Source organism: Nostoc sp. (genome assembly GCF_036917615.1).
Classification (GTDB): domain Bacteria; phylum Cyanobacteriota; class Cyanobacteriia; order Cyanobacteriales; family Nostocaceae; genus Nostoc.
In genome coordinates, this window is sequence record NZ_JBALCZ010000061.1 from 90,478 (window position 1) to 113,622 (window position 23,145).

Here is a 23,145-nt window from a genome sequence, read left to right on the forward strand (position 1 = left end):
GATAAGGCACATACCCTACCTACTATTTGGTAATTTGAGACAGCCTTATTCTCGTATTCTGGCTTTATTTCCAGTCCTTGTCTGCTTGTCCCAGCACATATGCTGCTACATTTTCAATTTGCTCTGATTTTAAACGACTTTTGAAAGCAGGCATAGCGTTTTTACCATTTGTAACTTGGGCGATAATCGCTTCTGCTGAGTACATCCCAAACTTTTCTAAAGCACCTTTCTTCAAAGTTTTGTTAGCTTGAACCAAGTTTTTCCCACTTGCATGACAAGAAGCACAATTGGCACTAAAGACTTTGGCTCCACTGGCTGCATCTGCTGCTAAAGCTGGACTATTGAAGATAAAAGTTAAAATCGCTACACCCAGCAACAGTACTGAAATAATCTTTTTCATCCCATGTTCCCTCTACAAAAAGTTTATTCGACAGAATACCCCCAATAATTTTCGTTTTTCATAGCTTGCTTCGTCAAATGACAGGCTGTCAAACTTCTTAACCTAGCTCTTAAGTTTGACAAAGTGTCGTTTGACAACGGTAAATTTTCGTATTGATAATATAACTTGCTTTCACTATTGCAGCACTTCTACTAAGTAAGTCAGCACAATAAAACCAAATTCTGCTAAAACCCTCTTCCCTCCTGACTTGAAAGAGCAGGGGGAGCAGAGGGAGAAAAATTTTCATATGTTCTGGTGTAAGCAGTTCACGCAGACCTGCTTAATGTTGGGATTTTTTTGTGTGAGTACAATTTTCATCTGGTGTAGGAGGATACTTTGAAATTGAAACAATTTTCATACCCAGGCTTTGCAGGTGTATGTTGTTTAGTGTTGGCTCAACCAGGTTTTGCCGGAGAACAGCAAAGAGAAACAGAAATTAGTACTAAAAAACAAGATACTTGGTCGCAGGTTGAGAAGAAACTGACAAGCACTAAGAATGAAGCACAAAAAACTCAGACATCAATTTCAAATATTTCCCAACTGAGCGAAATTCAGTTGCCAAAAACGAGTGCAACTGATTTGCTGACACAGGAAAATACAACTCCTCAAGTGATTAAAGTAACTAGAATTAAACTGCAAAAAACGCAAAGCGGTTTGGAAATTGTTTTAGAAACTCTCCAGGGAGAATTGTCACAACCGACAACTAGAGTGGATGGTAATACTTTGATTGCAGACATCGAGAATGTGGTATTGGCGTTACCTGATGGTAAAAATTTTCAATCGCAAACACCCATTCAAGGAATTGCTTCTGTAACAGTTACACAGCTAGATGACAACAAAGTACAAGTGCTTTTGACTGGGGTAGAAAATGCACCGATCGCACGGGTGAGGAGTAGCGATCGCCGTTTAATTTTTAGCTTAGATTCTGCTCCCCAAGCAGATATTGAACTAATTGTTACCGCGCAAAAACGACCGGAAGACGCACAGGATGTACCCATTAGTGTTACGGTAATACCCCGTCAGGAAATAGAAGATGCTCAAATAAATTCTTTTGTTGGTATTGCCAATCAAACGCCCAACTTTAACTTTTCCTCCACATCTTCCGGCGGTACTGAGTTTAATACTTACAGTTTGCGGGGTTTGAACAATCAAAATTTCCTTACCGTTCAGGATAGCGTAGCCTTTTACATCGATGATGTTCCAATTGACTATAACGGCTTTCTAGACCTGGCTTTACTCGATCTAGAGCGAGTAGAAGTGCTAAGAGGCCCTCAAAGTACGCTATACGGTCGAAATAGTTCTGGTGGGGTCGTCAATATCATTTCTAGGCAAGCAACTCCAGAACCAGAAACACGAATTAGTGCAAGTTACGGTAGATATAACAGCCGCGAATTCCAATTCTCTCTCAACGATGCTTTGGTTGACGATAAACTATCACTGAGAATTGCGGGAGCTTACAGAGGACAGGATGGATTTATTAAGAACCTAGCCACAGGTAATGAAATAGGCGAGCGATCGCGCCTAGCAGCACGAGCGCAACTTTTGTGGACACCTACACCGGATTGGACAGTATCTTTTAATAGTTATAACAGCTTTACAGATGACGGTAATCCAACTTATAACAAGCTAAATCCTTCTGACCCATTCGAGGTTAATTTACAAACCGAAGGATATAGTAAGCTAGATACAAATACTCAAGCTCTCAAAGTCGGTTACAACGGTGAGGGTTTCCGAGCCACATCCATCACTGCACGTCGTTTTACCCGTCAAGAAAACGTTGTTCCGGGAAGCACAGGAGCGATACAAATTATTGATGGTATTGGCTCCACATTATGGACACAGGAATTACGTTTCCAATCTCCGGAAACTGCGGAGCGTTTTCAATGGTTATTAGGTAGTTACTACGAATCTCGCGACTTTAATGTTGGTGATGCTCAAACCGACTTTCCTGGATTTGGACGATTTAGACGTACTGGAGACGATTATCGTCAAACCTATGCCGTATTTGGACAAGTAGATTATAAGCTCATAGAGTCATTAACCGTATTTGCTGGTTTGCGTTACGAATCTAGTGATGCATCTTCAGATAGTACTTATGAGTCAGTAAACGCTGACGGAACTCTAACTCCACTGCGTCCGGCATTTAACAATGAAAAAGTCAGCAACAATGCATTGATTCCCCGCTTCGGTTTGAAATATCAATTAAATCCTAATTTAATGGGATACGTGACTATTGCCGAAGGTTACAGACCGGGTGGATTGAACTACCGCGCCAATAGTGAAGCAGAACTTCGATTTGGAGAAGAAAAAACCTGGAGTTATGAAGTGGGTTTGAAATCTTCTTGGTTGAATAATCGTTTAATTGCCAACCTATCAGTCTTTCACAACGATGTAAATAACTATCAAGTTTTGCAATATGATGAGAGTGGATTTTTTGGCAGAGTTAACAATGTTGACCTCAAAGCCACTGGAGTAGAATTTGAACTGAAAGCAAAACCAGCTAAAGGATTTGATTTAACTGCATCAGTTGGTTATGTAGATAGTGAATACAAAAACTACTTTAATTCCGATACAGGTGTAGACTTAAGCAACAATCAAGTTCCTCTAGCACCACAAATTACCTATAATTTAACGGCTCAATATCGCAGTCCGGGAGGCTTATTTGCTCGTGCAGAATTGCGTGGTTATGGCATTACTTATTTTGATGATCAAAACCAAATTAAGCAAGATCCATACGCCTTAGTAAATGCCCGCATTGGTTACGAAGCCGAGAAGTATGGCATTTACCTGTATGCAAATAACTTGTTTGATACTCGCTACATCACCTCTGGATACTTATTCCCAGTACCGGATGGAACCGCAGGATTTGGCGATCCCGTGACGTATGGCGTGCAAATTAAAGCTAATTTCTAATTTAATTGTTGTGGCGATGGTAAAGATTATCTTGATTATCGCTATTTTTGATTTGTTATCCTCTGCACATTGCTATGCTTGCTAAATTAATCCTGCTCGCCGCACTTTATACTACTCAATTCATTCCGACAACCTTTTTTATCCAAACCGTACCTATTTTTTTGCGACAACAAAATATGTCGCTGGATGCTATCGGGTTGTTAAGTTTTCTCATTCTACCCTCAGCGTTAAAATTTCTGTGGTCGCCTTTTATTGACCGCTACCGTTTGCCAAAGTTAGGACATTATCGCGGTTGGATTATCTGTTTTCAAGTTTTGTTAGCACTTGTAACATTTGGATGTGGATTTATTGATATTAAAGAAAATTTCAATATCTTAGTTTTTTGTATATTTCTCGCTTTTTTATTCTCCTCCAGCCAAGACATTGCAACTGATGCATTAGCAGTAAATTTACTCGAACCGCAAGAAAGAGGATTAGGAAACGCTATTCAAGCCGGGGGAAATGTTTTTGGTGCTATTATTGGTGGAGGTGGAGCGCTGATTCTACTAGATAGAATCGGCTGGCGGTATAGCTTGATCATCATGTCAGTTGTAATTTTACTGACTTTAATTCCAGTACTCTTACATCAAGAACAAGTTAGTAATAAATCTCAGAAATCGAGCTTTTTTAAATCTTATTTTCAACCTTTTATCAACTTTCTCTCGCGTCCCAAAGCATTACCGTGGCTTTTGGTAGTATTGCTATATATGGGAGGCGAAATGATGTCAGGTACAATGCTTCGTCCACTTTTTGTTGATAGAGGCTTATCGCTCTCAGATATTGGCTTAATGTTGGGTATTGTAAGTTATAGTGCCCGTATTGTTAGTGCTTTGATTGCAGGAGTCTTGATTACCCGCTTGGGAAGATTACGTTCTTTAACTATATTTGGTTTTGCCGCAAGCATGATGACACTTTTGTATATTATACCTGCAATTGGTATCGCTAGTTTACCTGTGCTGTATGCTGTGAGTATAACAGTCAATGCAGCCCAAAGTATGGCATATACTGCGTTACTAAGTGCCATGATCGATAAATGCGAACCAGCAACAGCCGCTACTGATTATACACTTCAGGTGTCAGTAGTATACATTGGCGGAATTGCTGCTTCAGTTCTTAGCGGTGCGATCGCCAGCGCTACGGGATATACGTTTATGTTTATCATTAGTGCAGCATTAAGTTTATTGAGCGTATTACTAATAACCAACTTGCAGGCATAGAAGCGACATATTCACATCGGATTGGGTAAAAGCCTTGACCTTGCCTTGATAACGCCACGATACAATTAAGGTGATGTAGTTTTATTTATTATGAAGAAAATCAGAGACAACACAATTAAGTTAAATCAATTTTTAAAGTTGATGGGTATAGTGCCAACTGGAGGGCAAGCCAAGCTGATGATTCAAGGTGGCGATGTCCAAGTAAACGGTATGCTGGAAACTCGACGAGGACGGCGACTAGTAGCGGGTGATAAAGTGACAATACAAGGACAGACTTTAGAGGTAAATTTGAACAACAATGAAGACCAAGACGTAGTAATAGATTTTACCGAGCAAATCGAGTAAAGGATTTTTCTTTGAAATTTAAAAGTTCCTCTTTTGCCTTGTGAGTAATGCTGCAAATTTCCAACAAAGTTATTATCCCACAGAGTGATATTGAAATTAGTGCGATTCGTTCGCAAGGAGCGGGAGGCCAAAATGTGAATAAGGTTTCCACTGCGATTCACTTGCGCTTCGATATTGCGGCTTCATCATTACCAGATTATTATAAACAACAGCTTTTAAAGCTGAATGATCGACGCATCACTCAAGAAGGAGTTGTCGTAATCAAAGCGCAGGAACACCGAAGCCAAGAAAACAACCGGGAGTCAGCGTTGAGACGACTTCAAGAACTCATTCAAAGTGCAGTTGTAGTGACGAGAAAACGCAAACCCACTAAACCGACTCGCAGTTCTCAAAAAAAGCGCCTTGACTACAAAAGTAAGCGCGGACAGGTTAAGTCTAATAGAGGGCAGGTGACAGATGGTTGATTTATCAATTAAACTTGGGCACTCAATTCGATTGCAAAATCTTACTAGAGAACTAAGACTAATTCCTTCTAGGGACTCTGGTCAAGTTCATGACTTAGTTGGTTAGCTTGAGAATAGCAACTATTAAAAGTGAAAAAAGATGAATAAGACATTACTAACGATTTTGATGCTTGCGCTCTTACTCTTATTTATTGTCTCTCCGTTTGCTGCCCTTGCTAGTTTAATGCTAGTAGTGTTTGTTTCGGCCTTTTTCTCTTTAGTAGGAAACTTGTTCCAAGCAATAATTGGTGGTGACACCAACCCAAAAGGATCTTAAACCAATTCGCAATTACGTTTGGTGACGGGGATTTATATCAAGTTCGATTAAACACTTATAATATCTGTAGGTTGGGGAGCCACTGCGCCCTTGCGGTTTCCCGACTTGTACTCCTACGGAGAAGCAAGCTACGCGCAGCGTCTCCCAAAGGGAGAAGCAAGTGGCCCTTGAAGACCGAAACCCAACATTTACTTCTTGTTACAGCTATTTTCAGGTAAATAGACCACGCGGTAAGGGCACAGCATATTGCTCAATTGGATGTTCTTGGTGTGCCGGATACGCAGCATGACTCAAATCACTCCCTCTGAAGTCAATATCAATCAACTCAGCACCTTCCAAATTGGCTCCAAAGTTAGCTCCCCTGAAATCACAACCGATGAAACTACTTCTATTAAAATCAACCCTACTCAAATTAGCATCCCTGAAATTAACGTTGCTGAAATAAGCTCCGGAAATATTGAGAGGGTGCATCCAGGTACTATGCAAGTCGATTCCCGCCAAATCGGCATCATGCATAATAATGCCTTGGAAGCTATCCTGCCACTCTCCATAGAAGCGCTGACGCAATTTTTGAGTATCAATAATTTGTTTGATGGAGTCAGTTCTCGTCGTGCCATCAGGCATGACGGTGGAAACAAAAACAGTACGTTCGTCAACTTTAATGTCAGTCAAATCGGCATCCCTCAAGTTACAACCAATCAATTTGGTACTTCTCAAAGTAGCACCAGTCAAGTCAGCACCAGTCAATTCAGCACCGATGAATTCGGCTCCTCGGAGATTGGTGTGACTCAAGTCGGAATTAATAAAACAAGTACACAAACGGCTCCTTTCCAAATTAGTACCACTAAAATTTGCATTAACGAGGTAAGTACCACCGAAAGAAGCACCTTCCAAATTGGCAGCGCTAAAGTTGATATCCATCAAACAGGGATAGCTAAACCAGATATTTCTCAAATCAGCACCAGCAAAGTTTCTTTCCCCAGCCAGATAACGCCTCATAATCTCTTCTTGCAAAGCGTTCAGTCTGAGAATTTCTTCAAATTCGTCCATAACACTAAACCCACATTCATTAATACCCCTAACTCTACTGCACCCACTCTCTGGCAAACCCTCTTCGACCCCACCAACCCATTCGACCTAACCCTCCAAATCGCCGACCTCCCCACAGGACAACTAGCCGAAGCCCAAATCACCAACTACGACCCCCAAGGCCGCCCCAACGGAGGCACAATCCTCATCGACGACGACGCTAACGGTATCGGCTGGTTCATCGACCCCACCCCCCTAGTCGGCACATCCATCGGACTCACCCAAACCGACTCCCTCCTCAACCTCCAACAATCCGGCAATGCATACTTCAGTAATAACGTCAAGATAGCAGGTGCAAACACCTCCGGCGATTTTATAGCCCTGAACACACCGCGCACCGTCAAAATTGATATCAGCAACATTGCTCCTGGAACCCTTGCCACCTTATACTTTGACCTACTAGGCTTCGGTGCAAAAGATGGCAAAGTGATTATCGATAACGTCATGCTACTTGACAAAAACCTGATTAGTCCAACAGCGATCGCAGACACAGCCACCACCGACCAAGCAAAACCAGTGTGCATTCTACTTTTATCTATGCTCATCAAGATTTAGATGCGTTTGCCCTGTCGTTTATATAAACTTACGGCTGGATTTGTCGCTCTGGTACTAAGTGATACTGATGGATAAGATGTTTTGGCTGCTGCTAACAAATGTGTGAGTAACTGCGTTCCTATGCCCTTATTTCTATGTTGAGGAAGAATTACTATTGCTAGTTCAGGAGTGCGATCGTCAACATAGCCATATCCTTTATTTTCACCTGTCAATAGACGCAGCCATGCGGCTCCTACTGGCTGATTACTACTTTCCAGAATAGCAACGAAGCCGCTATCATCTTTATGTCCCCAATTTTTCACATATTTTGCTAAATCAGGATTATTCATTGCATCCTGCACTGTCAAATTACCTTCTTCTACCATATGGGCTGCTTTGTAAAGCATTTGCCAAAGAAAAGGCTCATCTTCCTGTGTAAGTGGACGAATAGAATAATCCATAACTCATGCCCCAAAGTCCGCTTTTGTGAAATTTAGGGTAATTTACTTAGTGGTGTCGGTAAACCGTCAATGCTGACGAGATTTTTCTGCTGTTGATATTCTCTAACTCCCTCTTCACCTTTTTTACTAGCCCAGTTTACTAGAGTCTGGCGCTGACCTCGATATTCATAGAGTGGTACGCCAAAACCACAGGAAGTCTGTACTTGTTCAATGTCAGCGACGATAATTTGACGAGTTCCAGGTATCGGCACAAACATAGAGTACAGCGAGTTCCAGTCTGGAGAACTCGGTAAAATCGTGTTTCCTTGACCGTAAAGACGCAGGATACAGGCGGCTTCCTCAAAGGCACAAAACATGAAGGTTATCCGCCCATTTTCTTGCAAATGGGCTGATGTTTCGTTAGCACTGCCTGTGAGGTCTAAGTAAGCAACTCGGTAGGGAGAAAGGATGCGAAAGCATTCTAAACCTTTAGGAGACAGGTTAATATGACCCGTAGGACTCAAAGGTGCAGAGCCAACAAAGAAAAGGTGTTGGGCAGTAATAAAGTCTTGCAGTTCGTCAGTGATACTGTCAAAAAATTTAGACATAGACTGTCTGATTTATATTTGCAAATTTGGCCCATGTTCTCAGCCTATGTCTTAGCTAAATATCTAGCAAGGCCTAATTGCTGATGTCTGATAACAAGCAGCTCATCATAAGGGAGTCGGGAGTGGGGAGTTAGGAGTGGGAAGTATTAAGAACTGTTACTGTCTCATATACCGACTAGCCATCTGAATGGCATCAGCAATATCGACATCACCATCACCGTCAGCATCCAAGAAGGAATTCAGTACAGGATTCCCGCCAGCTTGGGGATTTTGAGTATTGGCACCTGATTGCAAAAACTTCAGCACCAAAGGTACTGCTAAAGGCAGCAATTGTTGAACTATACCAGCATCCAATCCAGTGCGCTGGGCAGCAACTTCAGCTACCTGCTGTTGTATCTGAGGAGAAAACAGCGAATCGACGGCTTGGGAGTTAGGTGAAGTCCCAGCATATTGATTTACTAAAGTTTGTGCGGCTTCATTACCATCTGTGGCTTGCTTGTCTTGTAAAGCAGAACGTACTTGACCACCGACAATTGACAAGACTGATTGGATGGTAGAAGGGTCTGCACCAGTGCGATCGCTCAACTGTTGTACAGTGTTAATAATACCTCCAAGTTGCCCTAAGCTGCCCTGTTGATTGGGATTAGCAACGGCACCAAGAATTTGATCGAAAAGTCCCATAAGTTTGTTTCTCTCTTTGTTCTCAAAAAGCTTGCCAAAATTGACTTGAAGTCTTTTATGTAGACAGACTTTCGTAAGTCTACTAAAAAATTAAAACACGCGAACTTGATAATGAACGAATAAAATTTCAAAAGCTACTAGCTTAAGGATGAGAAATCGGTAGAGCCAACGCAAACTCTGTACCTCGATTTAACTCAGATTGGCAAGTAATTTTACCCTGATGTTTTTCTACCACAATCTGATAAGCGTGGTATTACAAGGCGATCGCTTTTATAATTAGTTGCTGGGCGCGATCGCTCCTACTCACTTTTCTAATTATGATCGACTCAAAGGCTCAACTCCACCCTCAAAGGCTGAAGTTTCACCCACATTTGTATACTTGGCTCTCATAGACGCAAAAATGGAGTAAGCGTTGCTGGTTTATCAAAAGCTGCTTCTTACTACTCTGGTAAAAAATACTGAAACTATTAAGATTAGAAGCATCTGCCTACTGAATACCCACTAATCTTTTCCAACCATGCCTCTGTCACGCATAATAACGCTGATTGTTGGTCTGATCGTCATTTTGGGGCTAGCCCTATGGCTAATTGATTCCCTATCGCGCCTCTATTGGCAATTGTCCTATTCGCCGTTGCTAGGCAATTTGCTGCTGTTGCTGCTGATTATCCTCATCGGAGCGTTGGTTGCCGCTTTTGTCTATTATGTATTGGTGATTCAGTCTGGGGAAAAGCGATCGCGCCGCCAAGTAAAGCGAGTGACTGCGGCGCAAATTCCTGCTGCTAAATCTGACGCTGCTTCTACAACTCTACAAGCTGTGCGGCAACAGGTAGGGCAAATTCAAGATGAAGTAGCACGCCAAGCTTTATTAAGTAAATCGCGAGAGATTGAAGCCAACTTAGCACGGGGTGAAATTCAAGTAGTGGTATTTGGTACCGGGAGTGCTGGCAAAACTTCCCTAGTTAATGCGATTATGGGACGCATGGTCGGTCAAGTGGATGCACCAATGGGTACAACCCAGGTTGGGGAAACTTATTGTCTGCGGTTGAAGGGATTAGAACGCAAGATTTTAATTACGGATACGCCAGGGATTTTAGAAGCAGGGGTGGCGGGAACGGAACGGGAACAAATGGCGCGAGAACTGGCAACAGAAGCAGATTTACTGTTGTTTGTGGTGGATAATGATTTACGGCGCTCAGAATATGAGCCGCTGCGGGGGTTGGCAGAAATTGGTAAGCGATCGCTTTTGGTGCTAAACAAAACTGATTTATATACAGATGAAGATAAAGAAGCCATCCTCGCGAGATTGCGTCAACGGGTACGGGGATTTATTGCTACTAATGATGTGGTGGCGATCGCTGCTAATCCCCAATCTGCACAACTAGAAACTGGCGAAACCTTCCAGCCAGAACCGGATATTGTTCCTTTGCTGCGGCGGACGGCTGCTGTTTTACGGGCTGAGGGCGAAGATTTGGTAGCAGATAACATTCTCCTGCAATCTCTGCGATTGGGAGACGAAGCGCGAAAACTCATCGATGGCCAGCGTCGCCGTCAAGCTGACAAAATCGTGGAACGGTTTCAGTGGATTGGTGCTGGTGTAGTATCAGTCACGCCTATACCAGTTGTAGATTTACTAGCGACAGCCGCTGTTAATGCTCAAATGGTTGTAGAAATTGGCAGAGTGTACGGCTGTGAATTGAATATGGAACGGGGACGAGAGTTAGCCCTTTCTTTAGCAAAAACGCTCGCCAGTTTAGGCATTGTCAAGGGAGCGATTCAATTATTATCTACAGCTTTGCAGCTTAATGTTGCCACCTTTATTATTGGTAGGGCTATTCAAGGCGTGACAGCAGCTTATTTAACACGAATTGCTGGTAAAAGTTTTATTGAATATTTTCGTCATGACCAAGATTGGGGTGATGGTGGAATGACGGAAGTTGTCCAGCGACAGTTTCAAATTAATCGCAGAGATGAATTTATCAAGGCTTTTATTCAAGAAGCGATCGCGCGGGTGGTGAAGCCGTTGACAGATAAAAGTGAGGCGATGGAAGAAGAGGATAGCAGAGAATAACCGCGTTAACTATAAACTTTTAGGAAGGCGGATTAAATAAAATGCAAAACTTCATCCTGTATCTAGCTTCGTTCTCTTTTATAAGGCAATATAGTTCAGTTAAGCTTTTTTCTGGCGTTGCTGAATTCAGATATGAAAATCATTTTGTGTGATTTCAAAACTTTTGTAGAAACGTTGCAATTGCTAGTCTCTACACCAAGATTAATTGTTATTTAATTCTTGTTCTTTAGAGACGCTTTTCGCTTGCGCTTTAGCCACCAGCTTCCAATACCAGCAACCACTATGCCGCCAAGGAGGCTAGGTTCTGGAACACGGGTTGAATCGGTATCCACCACAAGTTTAGCAAACCCTTGATCGCCACTCTCAGAAAAAAGATATTCCTCACTAAGATCCCCTAGAAGCGCACCTCCAATTGAGAAAAAATTACCACTTCTGGCATTAATATCTGCAATGGCATTGGAGTTGAGAGCAAAATTCAAGATTTCCTTTGGATCGCCAGAAGTAGTAACGTTAAAAGTTCCATAGTTTTTACCACTGCCCAAATCATTATAAATAGTGTTATTGGGGCTATTATTTTTCTGACTCAACACATCAGCAGGTGTTGAAACATCAAAAAAACCTAGAGTCTCTGTTGGATTTCCTGAACCTACAAATCGTTGAATTTGCAAGGTTGCTGAAGTGACTCCTACTACATTGCCAAGATCGAATTTAAAAAAGTTACGTAAATCTATTCCGCGTATATTTCCAGTTACGTAGTTGGTATTATCGTTAGAATTAGGGCCATTCCACCCATCTTCAGCAGCCCACCAACCTTGATCTGATGCAGTCTGAGTAAAAGTTGCTGCTTGGGCTGTATTAAGCGTTCCTAATCCGAACCCAACAATAGCAGACGCAATTGCTAATTTATAAAACCTTTTCATTGGATATCTCTTTAAGTCAGAACCTGTTTAGCTGAAACTCACAAATCTATTCTTTATACAATTACTACTTGGTAAAAAACGTCGTTGCTATAGTACTTTATTAAGTTTGATTTGATAGTATGGTTTGTTGATGTTTTAGCGCTTTAGCGCTAAAACATCAACAAACCATACTCCTGAATTTTTCGTTTACGGACTAGTAATGAAAAATTAAGTACTAGGATAGCATTCTATGACATTATTAGCTTTGTATTAGATGTAACAGTAGTTACGACCATATAATAGTTAAAAAAGTTGTGATTTTGCAATGATAAATACATAAAAATTATACAAACTTTACATAATCTTTATGATTTCGTCATGACCAAGATTGGGGTGATGGTGGAATGACAGAAGTTGTCCAGCAACAGTTTCAAATTAATCGCACAGATGAATTTATTAAGGCTTTTATTCAAGAAGCGATCGCGCGAGTGGTTAAGCGGCTGACAGCAGCTTATTTAACGCGAATTGCTGGTAAAAGTTTTATTGAATATTTTCGTCATGACTAAGATTGGGGTGATGGTAGGATGACGGAAGTTGTCCAGCGACAATTTCAAATTAATCGCAGAGATGAATTTATCAAGGCTTTTATTCAAGAAGCGATCGCGCGAGTAGTGAAGCCCTTAGAAGATAAATCTGAAGTAGTTGAACACGATGAAGAAACCCTGAGTTAAATTGATGCAAAGAAGTTAGCGCTCAAATCTGAATGGCAGGCTTGTAAAGCGTAAACCCTTAATAGTGCCTGAAATAAATACCAACTTTACAAGTAATATATCATCAAAGTGTATAGACAAGTACAATACTTCCTACCAACTAGGTGATAAATTCTACGACTGATAAAGAGGTAAAAAGCGATGAACTTAACACCCAACGAGTTAGAACGCTATCACCGCCAAATGATGCTTCCCAATTTTGGAGAGGCAGCACAAAAGCGCTTGAAGTCCGCAACGGTTTTAGTTACAGGTGTGGGGGGATTAGGCGGTACATCAGCGCTTTATTTGGCAGTAGCGGGTGTTGGGCGGCTAATCCTAGTTCGGGGTGGTAACTTGCGGCTAGATGATTTAAATCGTCAGGTTCTGATGACAAATGATTGGATAGGTAAGCCAAGAGTATTCAAAGCTAGAGAAACTCTGCAAGCTATTAATCCTGATATTCAGGTGGAAGCAGTTGATGATTACGTTACAAAGGAGAATGTAGACTTTTTAGTGCAATCTGCTGATATAGCTGTTGATTGCGCCCACAATTTCACAGAGCGGAACTTGCTTAATGAAGCTTGCGTGCGCTGGCAAAAACCAATGGTGGAAGCTGCAATGGACGGAATGGAAGCTTACCTGACGACGATTATTCCTGGTGTAACTCCTTGTCTATCATGCTTGTTCCCAGAAAAGCCGGATTGGAATCGGCGTGGGTTCGCGGTTATCGGTGCTGTTTCTGGAACACTAGCTTGTCTTAGTGCATTAGAGGTAATAAAGCTGATAACTAAGTTTAGTCAACCCCTATTGTCACAACTGCTGACAATCGATTTGATGCGAATGGAATTTGCCAAACGACATTCTTATCATGATCCTTCATGTCTGGTGTGTGGTGACCATCCTTACTGGAAAAATTCGCAAATAACATCTTTATAAAGATTTAGTTATATATGCTATTAAGCGGGAACTAAAATTAAATCAAAGCAAGTTTCCCAAATGCTTGCTAATAGCGGATTTAAGCGATTTCTTTACAACTATGGTTTAGAACTTCTTAAAGCTAGTTGGGATTTTGAAGATATAAAAACAACAGACACTAAAAGATATAAAGCAGTAATTACTTTCGGTATTTATGAGATTGTCGTCCTAAAGGTAAACACAAAGGTGTTCCCACTACTGGATCTGGGACAATTCGACAAGCTAATCCAAACACCTCTTGCACCATTTCTTCTGTCATTACATCTGTCGGATTTCCATAAGCCATAACAGCCCCATCGCGTAAAGCTACTAGTTGATCAGCATAACGACACGCCTGATTCAGATCATGCAACACCATGACAATTGTCCGCCCCTCAAGTTGATTCAAATCCCCCAGTAATTCCAGCACCTCCACTTGATGAGCTAAATCTAAGAAAGTAGTCGGCTCATCCAATAATAAAATTTGTGTATCTTGTGCTAAAGTCATGGCTATCCAAGCACGTTGCTTCTGTCCACCAGAGAGGGTATCTACGGCTCTATTAGCTAATTCATTAAGGTCTGTAGTTGTTAATGCTTTGCGGACTAGACGTTCATCTTCAGCAGTCCAAGATTGAAACCAGTTATCTTGATATGGATAACGACCTTGTGCTACCAAATCTCGCACAGTCAATCCTTCTGGTGCAGATGGCCCTTGAGGAAGAATACCGAGTTGCTGTGCAACTACAGTTGTTGACTGTCGAAAGATATCAGCGCCATTGAGATATACAGTACCAATATGGGGTTTGAGTAATCTAGCCAAACCCCGCAGTAGAGTAGATTTACCGCAGCCATTGGGGCCAACTAGAGCAGTAATTTGTCCTGTGGGAATCAACAGGTTAAGACCGGATATGATCGGTTTGCCGTCGTAAGCGAGGCCCAGATGTTGGGTTTCAAGGACTGTGTTTTCCATAGAGCTTTCTGATTGCAAAGATAATTGGTCTGAAAGTAGCCGCAAAGCTGCTGCTGCTGGCAGATGGCTTTCGAGTTTAACTGTGGAATTATTACATACCAAAATCCCTCAAGTTAGCGATCGCCCTTCAGGATAGATATATAAATCATATTGTGATGATATTACCAATAATATTGGCTATTTAGTCCTGCACTTGGTAAAGATACTCTGACAAAAGACTTAAGTCAACTTAACAGTATTTTCCCAGATTATTTTAATTAAAAACGGCTTCAATACTCAATTTGAGTAGCCCAATGATCAGTCGCCCTCGTCAGTTCAGCAGGATTTAAAATCCTCTTTTTAAGATTTGTATCAAAAATATATTTGATATTTTACTCACTAAGTTGGTATTATTCAGACTATGTTAACTGACGTACCTGATGTAACAACCCCAATTCGAGGAACACGAATCTTAGGGTTAGATTGTCATAGGGTTTTGGATAAAGGGTAATAGGTCTTCCACTTACCCTTTATAGCTTAATTGAGCGTGTGGTGAGCAATTAAATTAGAGGTGACATCGCCAGATATCTATCGAGTAGCGAATGCAAGTACGGCAACAAAGACGGATACATCGTTGCGAGATATTACTTAATCAATTCAAATCATTCCTCGTCAGCGTCTAGTTAAGCAATTTTTATGATTTAAACACACAGATTATCATAGCTTTTTATACATATTTTGTAATTTTAATTAATTACACATCTTTGATTCTGATTTTTTAAACACTTCCTAATAAGTTAATATTACGATGACACTAATACTCTCGCAAGCTGATTACTTAAAACTCTTGTACCAATCAGAGATCATCAAACATAATAACAGTTCTGATGATTTTGACATGATCAGAAAATATCAATTTGGTGAAGGATATTGGCGACATATTCAGCTACGAGATAGTATATCTTTAGACATTGACAACTATCAGCAACACGAATCAGTAGTTTTAAAACTTCCTGACCGTAAGCATCCGTTAGAATTCCGATTCCTTACTTTAGTAGATAGCCAATCTGAAAATCTTGAGTTTAAGACTGGAGAATACTTTTTGAGTGGCAGTGGTATGGCATCTGAGTGCGTTGTATTAGAGCCATCAGGGCAGAAGATAGTAGAAGTAGCTTTTCATGTACATCCAGATGCGTTTCGCTACTTTGTCGGAAATCTCTCTGGCGAACTTACTCCAGAATTACAACATCTTATCAGACGCTGGGATCTATTAACATATGAGCGCTGTGGAACCCAAACTCCACTGATGCAGGTAGCCGTACAACAAATTCTTCAATGTCCCTACCAAGGTGTAACTAAGCGAGTGTATCTTGAAAGCAAAGTTTGGGAATTAGTAGCATTAACCATAGAACAAGAAATACAAATTCACCAAGGTTCACCAGAGATTTATGCACTTAGATCGTCAGAGGTTGACCGCGTTTATCATGCTAAGGAAATTTTATTAAAAAATCATGAGAACCCACCCTCTCTTATACAACTAGCACGACAAGTAGGTTTAAATGATCGCAAACTTAAACAAGGTTTTCGAGAGGTGTTTGGGACTACAGTATTCGGCTATTTACATCAGTATCGGATGGAGCTAGCTCATAAACTGCTAATCCAAGGAAACATGAATATCACAGAAGTGGCTCTGAAAGTAGGCTATGTTAGTTTACCCTCATTTAGCAATGCTTTTCGTAAGAAGTTTGGGATCAGTCCTAAGTCTTGTCGTACATAAAAGTCCGTTTTGAATAAAAAAAGTCCGGCTTGAATAAGACACTAACACTCTGGGTATTGTATTGTTTTGAAATCATCGGGTTGGTATAAACAGCTTTTTTTACCAACTTGCTTATTTAAGAGTATTGGGGATTAGGAATTAGGTAATCAAATCAGAAAAATGTAGGAAGTGACTCAATTCTTGCCAAATTTCAAAAGATTTACTAGAACCCAATACCCAGTTCTGATTGAACCAATTCTAGTGTAGTGTGCTGGTCTGTATGTATAAAATGCGTGTAAAACTGCTTTATGCTGTTATTGGCTGGTCAATACCAGTTCTTTGCCTGACTGTAAATAATTCGGCTAATGCTGAACAACTATTATCTGAGAAATCTAACGCAAGTTCAGGTGAAGTCAAGAGTGAAATTCACTCATTGAGTGAGATACAAGTTTATAAAACCAGTGCAACATATTTGTTGAGGACACCTAGAAATCAGAACTTTGTTTCCCAATTAAGTCAGGCGACATCAGATGTAGTGTCAGTCACAGATGTAAAGGTGAACAATACAGATAAAGGGATAGAGTTGATTTTAATCACGCCTAATTCGGAAAAATTACAAGTTAGAGGGAAGACAGAGGGTAATTCTTACGTTGCAGATATCCCCAATGCTAGGTTGCAACTTGTAAGTGGAGAGAGTTTTCGACAATCAAAGCCAGCAGCAGGAATTACTGAAGTGACGGTGATAAATGGTGATGCTAATACCCTGCGAGTGACGGTAGTGGGAGAAGCGGGTGCGCCAGATGTGCAATTGTTTGATAGTCAAGCTGAGGGTTTGGTGTTTGGGGTAACAAGTACTACATCTACTGTACAGCAGCCAAACCCTGAGCAAAAACCGCCAACAGGGGAAAAGCAACCACCCATAGAACTAGAGGTGACTGCGCCACCAGATACAAATTATCGGGTTCCAGATGCCACTACTGCAACGAAAACAGATACACCATTGCGTGATATTCCCGCTTCGGTTCAGGTGATTCCTCAGCAAGTTATCGAAGACCAACAACCGCGTAACTTAATTGGGATACTTAGAAATGCTGGCGTTGTCCAAAATAATTTTTCATCTCGAATTGAAGACACTTTTTTGATTCGAGGTTTTACAGCCAGAAACGTTTATAGAAACGGTGTCAAAGACCGCTTTGCAGATGTTGCTGCTTTTTCAAGTTCGCTGACAAATATAGATAGAGTAGAAGTTGTTAGAGGACCAAACTCTGTAATTTATGGTCAAGTCAATCCAGGTGGGATCATTAATGTAGTTACTAAAAAGCCTTTGAGTCAACCTTACTATGCCTTAGAGGTAAGGCGTGGTGCTTATGAACTTTTTGAACCTTCACTTGACCTTTCTGGCCCTGTGACAAAAGATGGCAGTCTGTCGTATCGTTTAAACACTTCTTACAGAACCGCAGAAGACTTTACTGATTTTTACAATGAAAAGCGTTTTTTCGTTTCGCCTGTTGTTAATTGGCGCATAGGGAAAAATACAAATCTAACTTTTGATTCAGAATATGAAGACATACAACAGTCGCTAGGTACTGGTGATGATCAGATTGCTAGTGCAACTATACTTCCTAACCCAAATGGCAAAATCCCTATTAACCGTTATTTAGGGGAACCGACTGATTTCTTTAACCGCCAGCTTAATAGATATAATTACAATCTAGAACATCGCTTTAACGATAACTGGTCTATTAGCAATTCATTTCAAGCTGCATTTTTAACCATTGATTTACGTGAAACAGATGTTTCCAGTCTGCTGGAAGCAGACAACCGCACTATCGGAAGAACACAGATTACTTATTCAAAGCCAACAGAGTATGAAGCTTACACAATAGATACTCATGTTGTTGGTGATTTTAACATTGGTATTATTAAACACAAAGTATTGCTGGGGTTTGACCTATTCAGACAAACCCGAAGCACTGGTATAACTAGAACAGCTGCGGCCCCTCTTGATGTTTTTAACCCAGTGTATGGTCAACCACTAGGTGATACTCTTGGAAGAGTTGATATATACACCAGAGATGATGCTTTAGGCTTTTATCTTCAAGACCAAGTGACACTTGCCAATAACCTCAAACTGCTTGTGGGTGGACGTTATGACTTGGTAGAGAATGAGTTTGCTAATCGGATTGCATCAACGGCGAGTGTCCAGTCTGATTCTGCCTTTAGTCCAAGGGTAGGCATAGTTTATCAACCCATAGCGCCTGTCTCACTTTACGCCAGCTATAGCCGCTCTTTTGAGCAGGTAACGGGTGCAGGTCGAGATGACAGCCTTTTTAAACCACAGCTGGGTACTCAGTATGAAGTGGGCGTTAAGACTGATTTATTCGATAACAAACTCTCAGCAACACTTGCTTTATATGATTTGACATTAACTAACATTTTGACTTCCGATCCTACCGATTCCGATTATAGTGTGCAAACAGGAGAACAAAGAAGTCGGGGAGTAGAACTGAGTGTCACCGGAGAGATTCTTCCCGGTTGGAATGTGATTGGCTTCTACGGTTATACAGACGCACGCATTACCAAAGACAATGATATTCCAGTCGGGAATCGAGTCGAAGGAGTACCAGCTCATGTCGCTAGTTTATGGACAACTTACACCTTTGGTACTGGCTCTCTCAAAGGTTTTGGAGGTGGAATTGGCTTTAACTACGTTGGAGATAATAAGCCAGATAGTTTGAATACATTTACAATCCCAAGCTACTTTCTCACCAATGCAGCTCTGTACTATCGTCAGAATAAGTTTAGCATTGGACTCAATTTGAATAACATATTTAATGTTCGATATTATGAAGCAAGCTTTGACTATCTCCAGAGAATTATTCCTGGTCGTCCGTATACAGCAGAGTTGTCAGTGAAGTGGGAATTTTAATGAGAACAACTCATTGGTTAGCCAAGTGTTTTGTCCTATGCCTGCCCCTTTTAGGATTGCTTACTGTGGTAGTGTGGCTAAACGGTTGTTTCTTTTTTAATTACCCAAAAGTTAGCCATTCTAATAGTGTTTCTTCTTTAAGTCAGGTTCGAGTCGTTCAGCACTTTATGGGTAAGACAATAGTTCCTGCTCATCCTCAACGAGTTGTTGTGCTTAGTGGTCGTTGTTTAGAAAATGCTTTGGCATTGGGGATCAAACCTATAGCTGCCTCAAAGTTATTTGTCTCACAATTGCAGCGATTAGTAGGCCCGCTATCAGGTATTGAAGATGTAGATTGGCTCTCTCCTAGTATCGAAAAAGTCTTGTTTCTTAAACCAGACCTAATTCTTGGTATGCATTTTCATCAAGATATTTATCCACTGTTATCACACATTGCGCCCACTGTTTTGGCTCCTCCTGGAGCCACTGGAGCTTGGAAAGAATCTTTTGCTTTCACAGCCCGTGTTCTGGGTAAAACTAAAATAGCCCAACAGGTAATGGATAATTATTATGCACGTTTAAAACAGTTTAAAGCAAAAATGGGCGATCGCCTGAACACAACTGTAGTCTCGGTTGCCGAATTGCGTACTGATGCACTTTGGCTGTGGGCGAAGGCAAGTTTTCCAGGAGTTATTCTTGAAGATGCGGGTGTTGCACGTCCTTACTCTCAAACTTTGGATAGTCAAGCAACCCTAAGTCTAGGGGGTGGCCCTGCTGCCTATGCTTTATCAAACGAACTTTTGAGTGAGTTAGATGGGGATATTTTATTTCTAGTATCAGAAGACGTACAGGGCACAAGCGATTTACACCCAATACTTGAGCAACTGAAAGCAGAACCGTTGTGGTCAAAGTTGAAAGTTGTCCAACAGGAAAAAGTTCATGAGGTGGGGTTTTACTGGGTTCAGTTTGGCCCCCTTGCAGCCAATCGGATGATAGACGATTTGGAGCGATATTTAGTTAAACAACAATAAACTATTTGAAAGTTTTTTAAGAGGGATCATGTTGAACTTGAGTGCAATTAGTAATGCAACTATGCAGTCAATTCCTTATAAATGGATTGTGTTTGAAAACTTGCTTGACACTTCAGTACAATCTGAACTAGCAAATAGTTTTTCTACTACAAACTATAAAGAATATTATGCTAGAGACTTTGAGCCAGATGGATACCCGGAATATACATATAATGACTACAGGTTTTTTGCACGCTGCATTCTGGATGAAAGCAAGTACAAAGGTCTACAAGATATCAAGGATCTGAGTCTTAGTTGGCAAAAATTGATTGAACAACTTCTCACTCCTGATTATCGAGAGGCGATGGAGCATCTTACTAATTTGGATTTGAAAAACCATTCACTAACAATTTATTTAACACGACATGATTTAGGATTTTGGAACCGTCCTCATACAGATATCCCACGTAAACATGTAACTCAACTTTTCTATTTCAATGAAGGATGGAACCCAGAGTGGGGAGGGTATTTTCAAGTCCTTAAAGATAATCAGACTACTTCTGTAATTCAAGAAGTTCCACCCTTGCCGCAATATTCAGTTGCTATTGTCCGTTGCGATCGCTCTTGGCACATGGTGTCTCCTATTTCTCTTAATGCAACTCAACACCGTTTGCATCTACAGACTTGTTTTTGGCTACCAGAATCTTAGGTTTTTGTTTAGTAAACTCTGGCGTTCCTGATTGCGGTGTGAATTAACAAAACAGAGGAATAGAACGATGCTTCAAGTAATCAAGTAATAATCGAATAAAATGTGTAGTGGCAGATGGTGATTACTTACACATTGGAAACTCCTCCTATTGCTATACTCGCTAGCAATTTGCTCCATTGACAGGTTACTTTACTAACGAGTTCTTTAGCAACTGCATTAAAACTCCTCAGCTTAAAAATTTCGCGCTATTAGCAGATACTGAAGAGTCATTTATTTTTTGGAGTCCTCGACAATTTTTACCAAAATAGTTGGATAATCGTAGCGATCGCTCTATAAGCGGATCGCCACAACTTATTGACTCATTTGGGGCTATTCTGTAGCAATTATGACATCTGACGCTTTAATCACAGCGATCGCTTGTTTTCCCTCTTGAAGTTGGAGATGTTCTACCGACTCTTTGGTAATAATTGCAGTTATTTCCACGCCAGCCACAATTTCTAATATGATCTCAGAATTAACTGCTCCTGGGTGAATTTTCTTAATAGTTCCTTTTAAGGAATTACGAGCGCTAACTTCCATATTTTGATTCTCCTTAGTTAGAAGATAATTTACTTGATAATACTAACAAATCTCAGATTGTTGGATTATCCTCATTTAGTGGGATGCTATCTTCTGCCTTACAGAAGAACTTAGATATCAGACTGGGATTAGAATATGGCGAAAAAGTCGATAGTGGAATAGTCAAAGCTTGGCAGAGCATTCATTAAAAACTGTTTTTGGTGATACACTACTGCAAAGTAATGCTTTCTAACAATGACATAGGGCGATCGCTCTTTAAAGTGGTAAACTATAGCCAAAAAAAACCAAATAAAATAGACGATATTTCATGTCTAATTACCTAATCAAGCAAATAAGCAGTAATGATAGCTCTTGCCGCTTATTCGCTTGATTATATAATAAATTCTGTTTGTCAAAGTTTTATTAACAAAAAGCTTGGTTCCTTCTTAAATAGTTGGTATTATTTTGCCACTATCAACAGTAAGTTGCCCAAATTCAGAGCTTAAAAATTTTGAGGCAAGTATTGCACAAGCTTTGTAGAGTATGTCTTAATTACGTAGCTGGCTTCTCGCGTCTTGATGAGTATTACGAATTGGTATAACTTGTGTGGGGTCAAGAAAATAGTGATAATTAATCTTAATAACCCCTAACTTGATTAATTATTACCCTCTACTATGACCATTACCCCCACACCAGAATGGGATGAATGGTGGGCAGAAGCTGCCAAAAATAGCCAGCAAAACTCATCAGAACCATTTGAACGCCGAGTCAGCGTCTACGCTTTGTATCAGTTCAATTCTTGCGATCGCCCTACAGCCCTTTGGGCATCCAACGGCAGGCGATGGCAAAGCCATCGCTTTGGTGTTTAATAAAAGCAAATTTGCTAAGTTCCTATATTAAATTCAGACAGTCGTTGATTAAATTCAGACAGTCGTTGATTGAATTCGGGCAGTCGTTGATTGAATTCGGGCAGTCGTTGATTGAATTCGGGCAGTCGTTGATTGAATTTGGGCAGTCGTTGATTGAATTCGGGCAACTACCAAGAACGTTTTTGGCATGTGGGGCGATCGCACAGAAGTGAGCGAGCATCTACAAAGGGCTTACACACTCTCCATCGAATATATCAACTTCTTGACGGTGGCGATCGCTACTAAATTTAATTCCGAACCGCTTCTAAAGTGAGCGAAATGCGATTAACTTTTGGACAAGCTATGAAATTCAACGCGGTTCCTGGAAAGGCTTTGGCGCTGGCGTGGGCTTGTTCTTTACAGGAGAGCGGGAAGGCGATTTAAGCAATACCTTTCAACTCCCCAGCTATTTTCGGACGGATGCGGCAATTTTTTACAAGCGCGATCGCTTTCGCGCCGCTCTTAATTTTAGAAATCTGTTCGATATCGATTATTTTGAAGCTTCCGATGGTCCAACAGGCATTTTTTACGGTGAGCCGTTGACGGTGCAAGCAACGATTTCGTGGCAGTTTTGATCATAACTTGTTGGCTT

Annotated in this window: 24 protein-coding genes and 1 pseudogene; 17 read left to right on the forward strand and 8 right to left on the reverse strand. The window is 40.9% G+C overall.

Annotation, left to right across the window (positions count from 1 at the left end):
• Positions 1-64: 64 nt before the first annotated feature.
• Positions 65-400, reverse strand: coding sequence for a cytochrome c6 PetJ (gene petJ / locus V7K85_RS21770; RefSeq protein WP_334816462.1), 336 nt, complete (start codon positions 398-400; stop codon positions 65-67).
• A gap of 381 nt (positions 401-781) precedes the next feature.
• On the opposite strand from petJ, the gene V7K85_RS21775 reads away from it, so the two are divergent.
• The 5 genes from V7K85_RS21775 to V7K85_RS21795 all read left to right on the forward strand — a co-directional run bounded on the left by V7K85_RS21775 (position 782) and on the right by V7K85_RS21795 (position 5,733).
• On the forward strand, positions 782-3,352 hold the full coding sequence (locus V7K85_RS21775; RefSeq protein WP_334816464.1) for a TonB-dependent receptor domain-containing protein: 2,571 nt from the start codon (positions 782-784) through the stop codon (positions 3,350-3,352).
• A 74-nt stretch (positions 3,353-3,426) separates the two neighbouring features.
• Positions 3,427-4,608 carry an MFS transporter gene (locus tag V7K85_RS21780; protein WP_334816466.1) on the forward strand — a complete coding sequence of 394 codons (1,182 nt, stop codon included), beginning with the start codon at positions 3,427-3,429 and terminating at the stop codon, positions 4,606-4,608.
• Positions 4,609-4,698: 90 nt separating this feature from the next.
• Positions 4,699-4,953 (forward strand): RNA-binding S4 domain-containing protein, encoded by a 255-nt coding sequence (locus V7K85_RS21785; protein ID WP_334816468.1) that lies wholly within the window; start codon positions 4,699-4,701, stop codon positions 4,951-4,953.
• A gap of 47 nt (positions 4,954-5,000) precedes the next feature.
• Positions 5,001-5,417 (forward strand): alternative ribosome rescue aminoacyl-tRNA hydrolase ArfB, encoded by a 417-nt coding sequence (gene arfB / locus V7K85_RS21790; RefSeq protein WP_334816469.1) that lies wholly within the window; start codon positions 5,001-5,003, stop codon positions 5,415-5,417.
• A gap of 139 nt (positions 5,418-5,556) precedes the next feature.
• Positions 5,557-5,733 (forward strand): hypothetical protein, encoded by a 177-nt coding sequence (locus V7K85_RS21795; protein WP_334816471.1) that lies wholly within the window; start codon positions 5,557-5,559, stop codon positions 5,731-5,733.
• A gap of 210 nt (positions 5,734-5,943) precedes the next feature.
• Here the strand turns inward: V7K85_RS21795 and V7K85_RS21800 are convergent, their stop codons facing one another.
• Positions 5,944-6,783 (reverse strand): pentapeptide repeat-containing protein, encoded by an 840-nt coding sequence (locus tag V7K85_RS21800; protein WP_334816472.1) that lies wholly within the window; start codon positions 6,781-6,783, stop codon positions 5,944-5,946.
• Between V7K85_RS21800 and V7K85_RS21805 the strand changes: the two genes are divergently transcribed.
• On the forward strand, positions 6,742-7,377 hold the full coding sequence (locus V7K85_RS21805; RefSeq protein WP_334816474.1) for a hypothetical protein: 636 nt from the start codon (positions 6,742-6,744) through the stop codon (positions 7,375-7,377). The genes V7K85_RS21800 and V7K85_RS21805 overlap by 42 nt on opposite strands.
• Here the strand turns inward: V7K85_RS21805 and V7K85_RS21810 are convergent.
• The 3 genes from V7K85_RS21810 to V7K85_RS21820 form a co-directional block, all read right to left on the reverse strand.
• Positions 7,374-7,817 (reverse strand): GNAT family N-acetyltransferase, encoded by a 444-nt coding sequence (locus tag V7K85_RS21810; protein WP_334816476.1) that lies wholly within the window; start codon positions 7,815-7,817, stop codon positions 7,374-7,376. The genes V7K85_RS21805 and V7K85_RS21810 overlap by 4 nt on opposite strands.
• Positions 7,818-7,849: 32 nt before the next feature.
• Positions 7,850-8,404, reverse strand: coding sequence for a pyridoxamine 5'-phosphate oxidase family protein (locus V7K85_RS21815; RefSeq protein ID WP_334816478.1), 555 nt, complete (start codon positions 8,402-8,404; stop codon positions 7,850-7,852).
• 156 nt (positions 8,405-8,560) lie between these two features.
• Complete coding sequence (locus V7K85_RS21820) at positions 8,561-9,085, reverse strand: DUF937 domain-containing protein (RefSeq protein WP_334816480.1); 525 nt, start codon at positions 9,083-9,085, stop codon at positions 8,561-8,563.
• Positions 9,086-9,602: 517 nt separating this feature from the next.
• On the opposite strand from V7K85_RS21820, the gene V7K85_RS21825 reads away from it, so the two are divergent.
• A complete protein-coding gene (locus V7K85_RS21825; RefSeq protein ID WP_334816482.1) occupies positions 9,603-11,153 on the forward strand; it encodes a YcjF family protein in 1,551 nt (516 codons plus the stop codon).
• 212 nt (positions 11,154-11,365) lie between these two features.
• On the opposite strand, the gene V7K85_RS21830 is transcribed toward V7K85_RS21825, so the two are convergent.
• Complete coding sequence (locus tag V7K85_RS21830; protein ID WP_334816484.1) at positions 11,366-12,073, reverse strand: PEP-CTERM sorting domain-containing protein; 708 nt, start codon at positions 12,071-12,073, stop codon at positions 11,366-11,368.
• Positions 12,074-12,552: 479 nt separating this feature from the next.
• On the opposite strand from V7K85_RS21830, the pseudogene V7K85_RS21835 reads away from it, so the two are divergent.
• Positions 12,553-12,783: pseudogene (locus V7K85_RS21835) on the forward strand (YcjF family protein); the annotation flags it as partial.
• Between the two features lie 180 nt (positions 12,784-12,963).
• On the forward strand, positions 12,964-13,737 hold the full coding sequence (locus tag V7K85_RS21840) for a HesA/MoeB/ThiF family protein (protein ID WP_334816486.1): 774 nt from the start codon (positions 12,964-12,966) through the stop codon (positions 13,735-13,737).
• A gap of 178 nt (positions 13,738-13,915) precedes the next feature.
• Here the strand turns inward: V7K85_RS21840 and V7K85_RS21845 are convergent, their stop codons facing one another.
• A complete protein-coding gene (locus V7K85_RS21845; protein ID WP_334816488.1) occupies positions 13,916-14,725 on the reverse strand; it encodes an ABC transporter ATP-binding protein in 810 nt (269 codons plus the stop codon).
• Between V7K85_RS21845 and V7K85_RS21850 the strand changes: the two genes are divergently transcribed.
• The 5 genes from V7K85_RS21850 (at position 14,715) to V7K85_RS21870 (ending at position 21,087) form a co-directional block, all read left to right on the forward strand.
• Positions 14,715-14,861 carry a hypothetical protein gene (locus tag V7K85_RS21850; protein ID WP_334816490.1) on the forward strand — a complete coding sequence of 49 codons (147 nt, stop codon included), beginning with the start codon at positions 14,715-14,717 and terminating at the stop codon, positions 14,859-14,861. The genes V7K85_RS21845 and V7K85_RS21850 overlap by 11 nt on opposite strands.
• Before the next feature lie 651 nt (positions 14,862-15,512).
• Positions 15,513-16,481, forward strand: a complete 969-nt coding sequence (locus tag V7K85_RS21855) for a helix-turn-helix transcriptional regulator (RefSeq protein ID WP_334816492.1) — start codon at positions 15,513-15,515, stop codon at positions 16,479-16,481.
• A 259-nt stretch (positions 16,482-16,740) separates the two neighbouring features.
• Positions 16,741-19,389 (forward strand): TonB-dependent siderophore receptor, encoded by a 2,649-nt coding sequence (locus V7K85_RS21860; protein WP_334816494.1) that lies wholly within the window; start codon positions 16,741-16,743, stop codon positions 19,387-19,389.
• A gap of 167 nt (positions 19,390-19,556) precedes the next feature.
• Positions 19,557-20,399 (forward strand): iron-siderophore ABC transporter substrate-binding protein, encoded by an 843-nt coding sequence (locus V7K85_RS21865; protein WP_334816496.1) that lies wholly within the window; start codon positions 19,557-19,559, stop codon positions 20,397-20,399.
• Positions 20,400-20,460: 61 nt separating this feature from the next.
• Entirely contained in the window at positions 20,461-21,087 is a 627-nt protein-coding gene (locus tag V7K85_RS21870) for a hypothetical protein (RefSeq protein ID WP_334816498.1), read from the forward strand.
• A gap of 369 nt (positions 21,088-21,456) precedes the next feature.
• On the opposite strand, the gene V7K85_RS21875 is transcribed toward V7K85_RS21870, so the two are convergent.
• Entirely contained in the window at positions 21,457-21,666 is a 210-nt protein-coding gene (locus tag V7K85_RS21875; RefSeq protein ID WP_334736160.1) for a TOBE domain-containing protein, read from the reverse strand.
• A gap of 653 nt (positions 21,667-22,319) precedes the next feature.
• Between V7K85_RS21875 and V7K85_RS21880 the strand changes: the two genes are divergently transcribed.
• The 3 genes from V7K85_RS21880 (at position 22,320) to V7K85_RS21890 (ending at position 23,128) form a co-directional block, all read left to right on the forward strand.
• On the forward strand, positions 22,320-22,514 hold the full coding sequence (locus tag V7K85_RS21880) for a hypothetical protein (protein ID WP_334816500.1): 195 nt from the start codon (positions 22,320-22,322) through the stop codon (positions 22,512-22,514).
• 187 nt (positions 22,515-22,701) lie between these two features.
• On the forward strand, positions 22,702-22,827 hold the full coding sequence (locus V7K85_RS21885) for a hypothetical protein (protein WP_334816502.1): 126 nt from the start codon (positions 22,702-22,704) through the stop codon (positions 22,825-22,827).
• 10 nt (positions 22,828-22,837) lie between these two features.
• Positions 22,838-23,128 (forward strand): TonB-dependent receptor domain-containing protein, encoded by a 291-nt coding sequence (locus tag V7K85_RS21890; protein ID WP_334816616.1) that lies wholly within the window; start codon positions 22,838-22,840, stop codon positions 23,126-23,128.
• Positions 23,129-23,145: the final 17 nt, after the last annotated feature.

Coding starts and splice junctions, on each gene's coding strand:
- petJ (WP_334816462.1), bottom strand. CDS start 400: ATGAAAAAGATTATTTCAGTACTGTTGCTGGGTGTAGCGATTTTAACT.
- V7K85_RS21780 (WP_334816466.1), top strand. CDS start 3,427: ATGCTTGCTAAATTAATCCTGCTCGCCGCACTTTATACTACTCAATTC.
- V7K85_RS21785 (WP_334816468.1), top strand. CDS start 4,699: ATGAAGAAAATCAGAGACAACACAATTAAGTTAAATCAATTTTTAAAG.
- arfB (WP_334816469.1), top strand. CDS start 5,001: ATGCTGCAAATTTCCAACAAAGTTATTATCCCACAGAGTGATATTGAA.
- V7K85_RS21795 (WP_334816471.1), top strand. CDS start 5,557: ATGAATAAGACATTACTAACGATTTTGATGCTTGCGCTCTTACTCTTA.
- V7K85_RS21800 (WP_334816472.1), bottom strand. CDS start 6,783: ATGGACGAATTTGAAGAAATTCTCAGACTGAACGCTTTGCAAGAAGAG.
- V7K85_RS21810 (WP_334816476.1), bottom strand. CDS start 7,817: ATGGATTATTCTATTCGTCCACTTACACAGGAAGATGAGCCTTTTCTT.
- V7K85_RS21815 (WP_334816478.1), bottom strand. CDS start 8,404: ATGTCTAAATTTTTTGACAGTATCACTGACGAACTGCAAGACTTTATT.
- V7K85_RS21820 (WP_334816480.1), bottom strand. CDS start 9,085: ATGGGACTTTTCGATCAAATTCTTGGTGCCGTTGCTAATCCCAATCAA.
- V7K85_RS21825 (WP_334816482.1), top strand. CDS start 9,603: ATGCCTCTGTCACGCATAATAACGCTGATTGTTGGTCTGATCGTCATT.
- V7K85_RS21830 (WP_334816484.1), bottom strand. CDS start 12,073: ATGAAAAGGTTTTATAAATTAGCAATTGCGTCTGCTATTGTTGGGTTC.
- V7K85_RS21840 (WP_334816486.1), top strand. CDS start 12,964: ATGAACTTAACACCCAACGAGTTAGAACGCTATCACCGCCAAATGATG.
- V7K85_RS21845 (WP_334816488.1), bottom strand. CDS start 14,725: ATGGAAAACACAGTCCTTGAAACCCAACATCTGGGCCTCGCTTACGAC.
- V7K85_RS21855 (WP_334816492.1), top strand. CDS start 15,513: ATGACACTAATACTCTCGCAAGCTGATTACTTAAAACTCTTGTACCAA.
- V7K85_RS21860 (WP_334816494.1), top strand. CDS start 16,741: ATGTATAAAATGCGTGTAAAACTGCTTTATGCTGTTATTGGCTGGTCA.
- V7K85_RS21865 (WP_334816496.1), top strand. CDS start 19,557: ATGGGTAAGACAATAGTTCCTGCTCATCCTCAACGAGTTGTTGTGCTT.
- V7K85_RS21870 (WP_334816498.1), top strand. CDS start 20,461: ATGCAGTCAATTCCTTATAAATGGATTGTGTTTGAAAACTTGCTTGAC.
- V7K85_RS21875 (WP_334736160.1), bottom strand. CDS start 21,666: ATGGAAGTTAGCGCTCGTAATTCCTTAAAAGGAACTATTAAGAAAATT.
- V7K85_RS21880 (WP_334816500.1), top strand. CDS start 22,320: ATGACCATTACCCCCACACCAGAATGGGATGAATGGTGGGCAGAAGCT.
- V7K85_RS21885 (WP_334816502.1), top strand. CDS start 22,702: ATGTGGGGCGATCGCACAGAAGTGAGCGAGCATCTACAAAGGGCTTAC.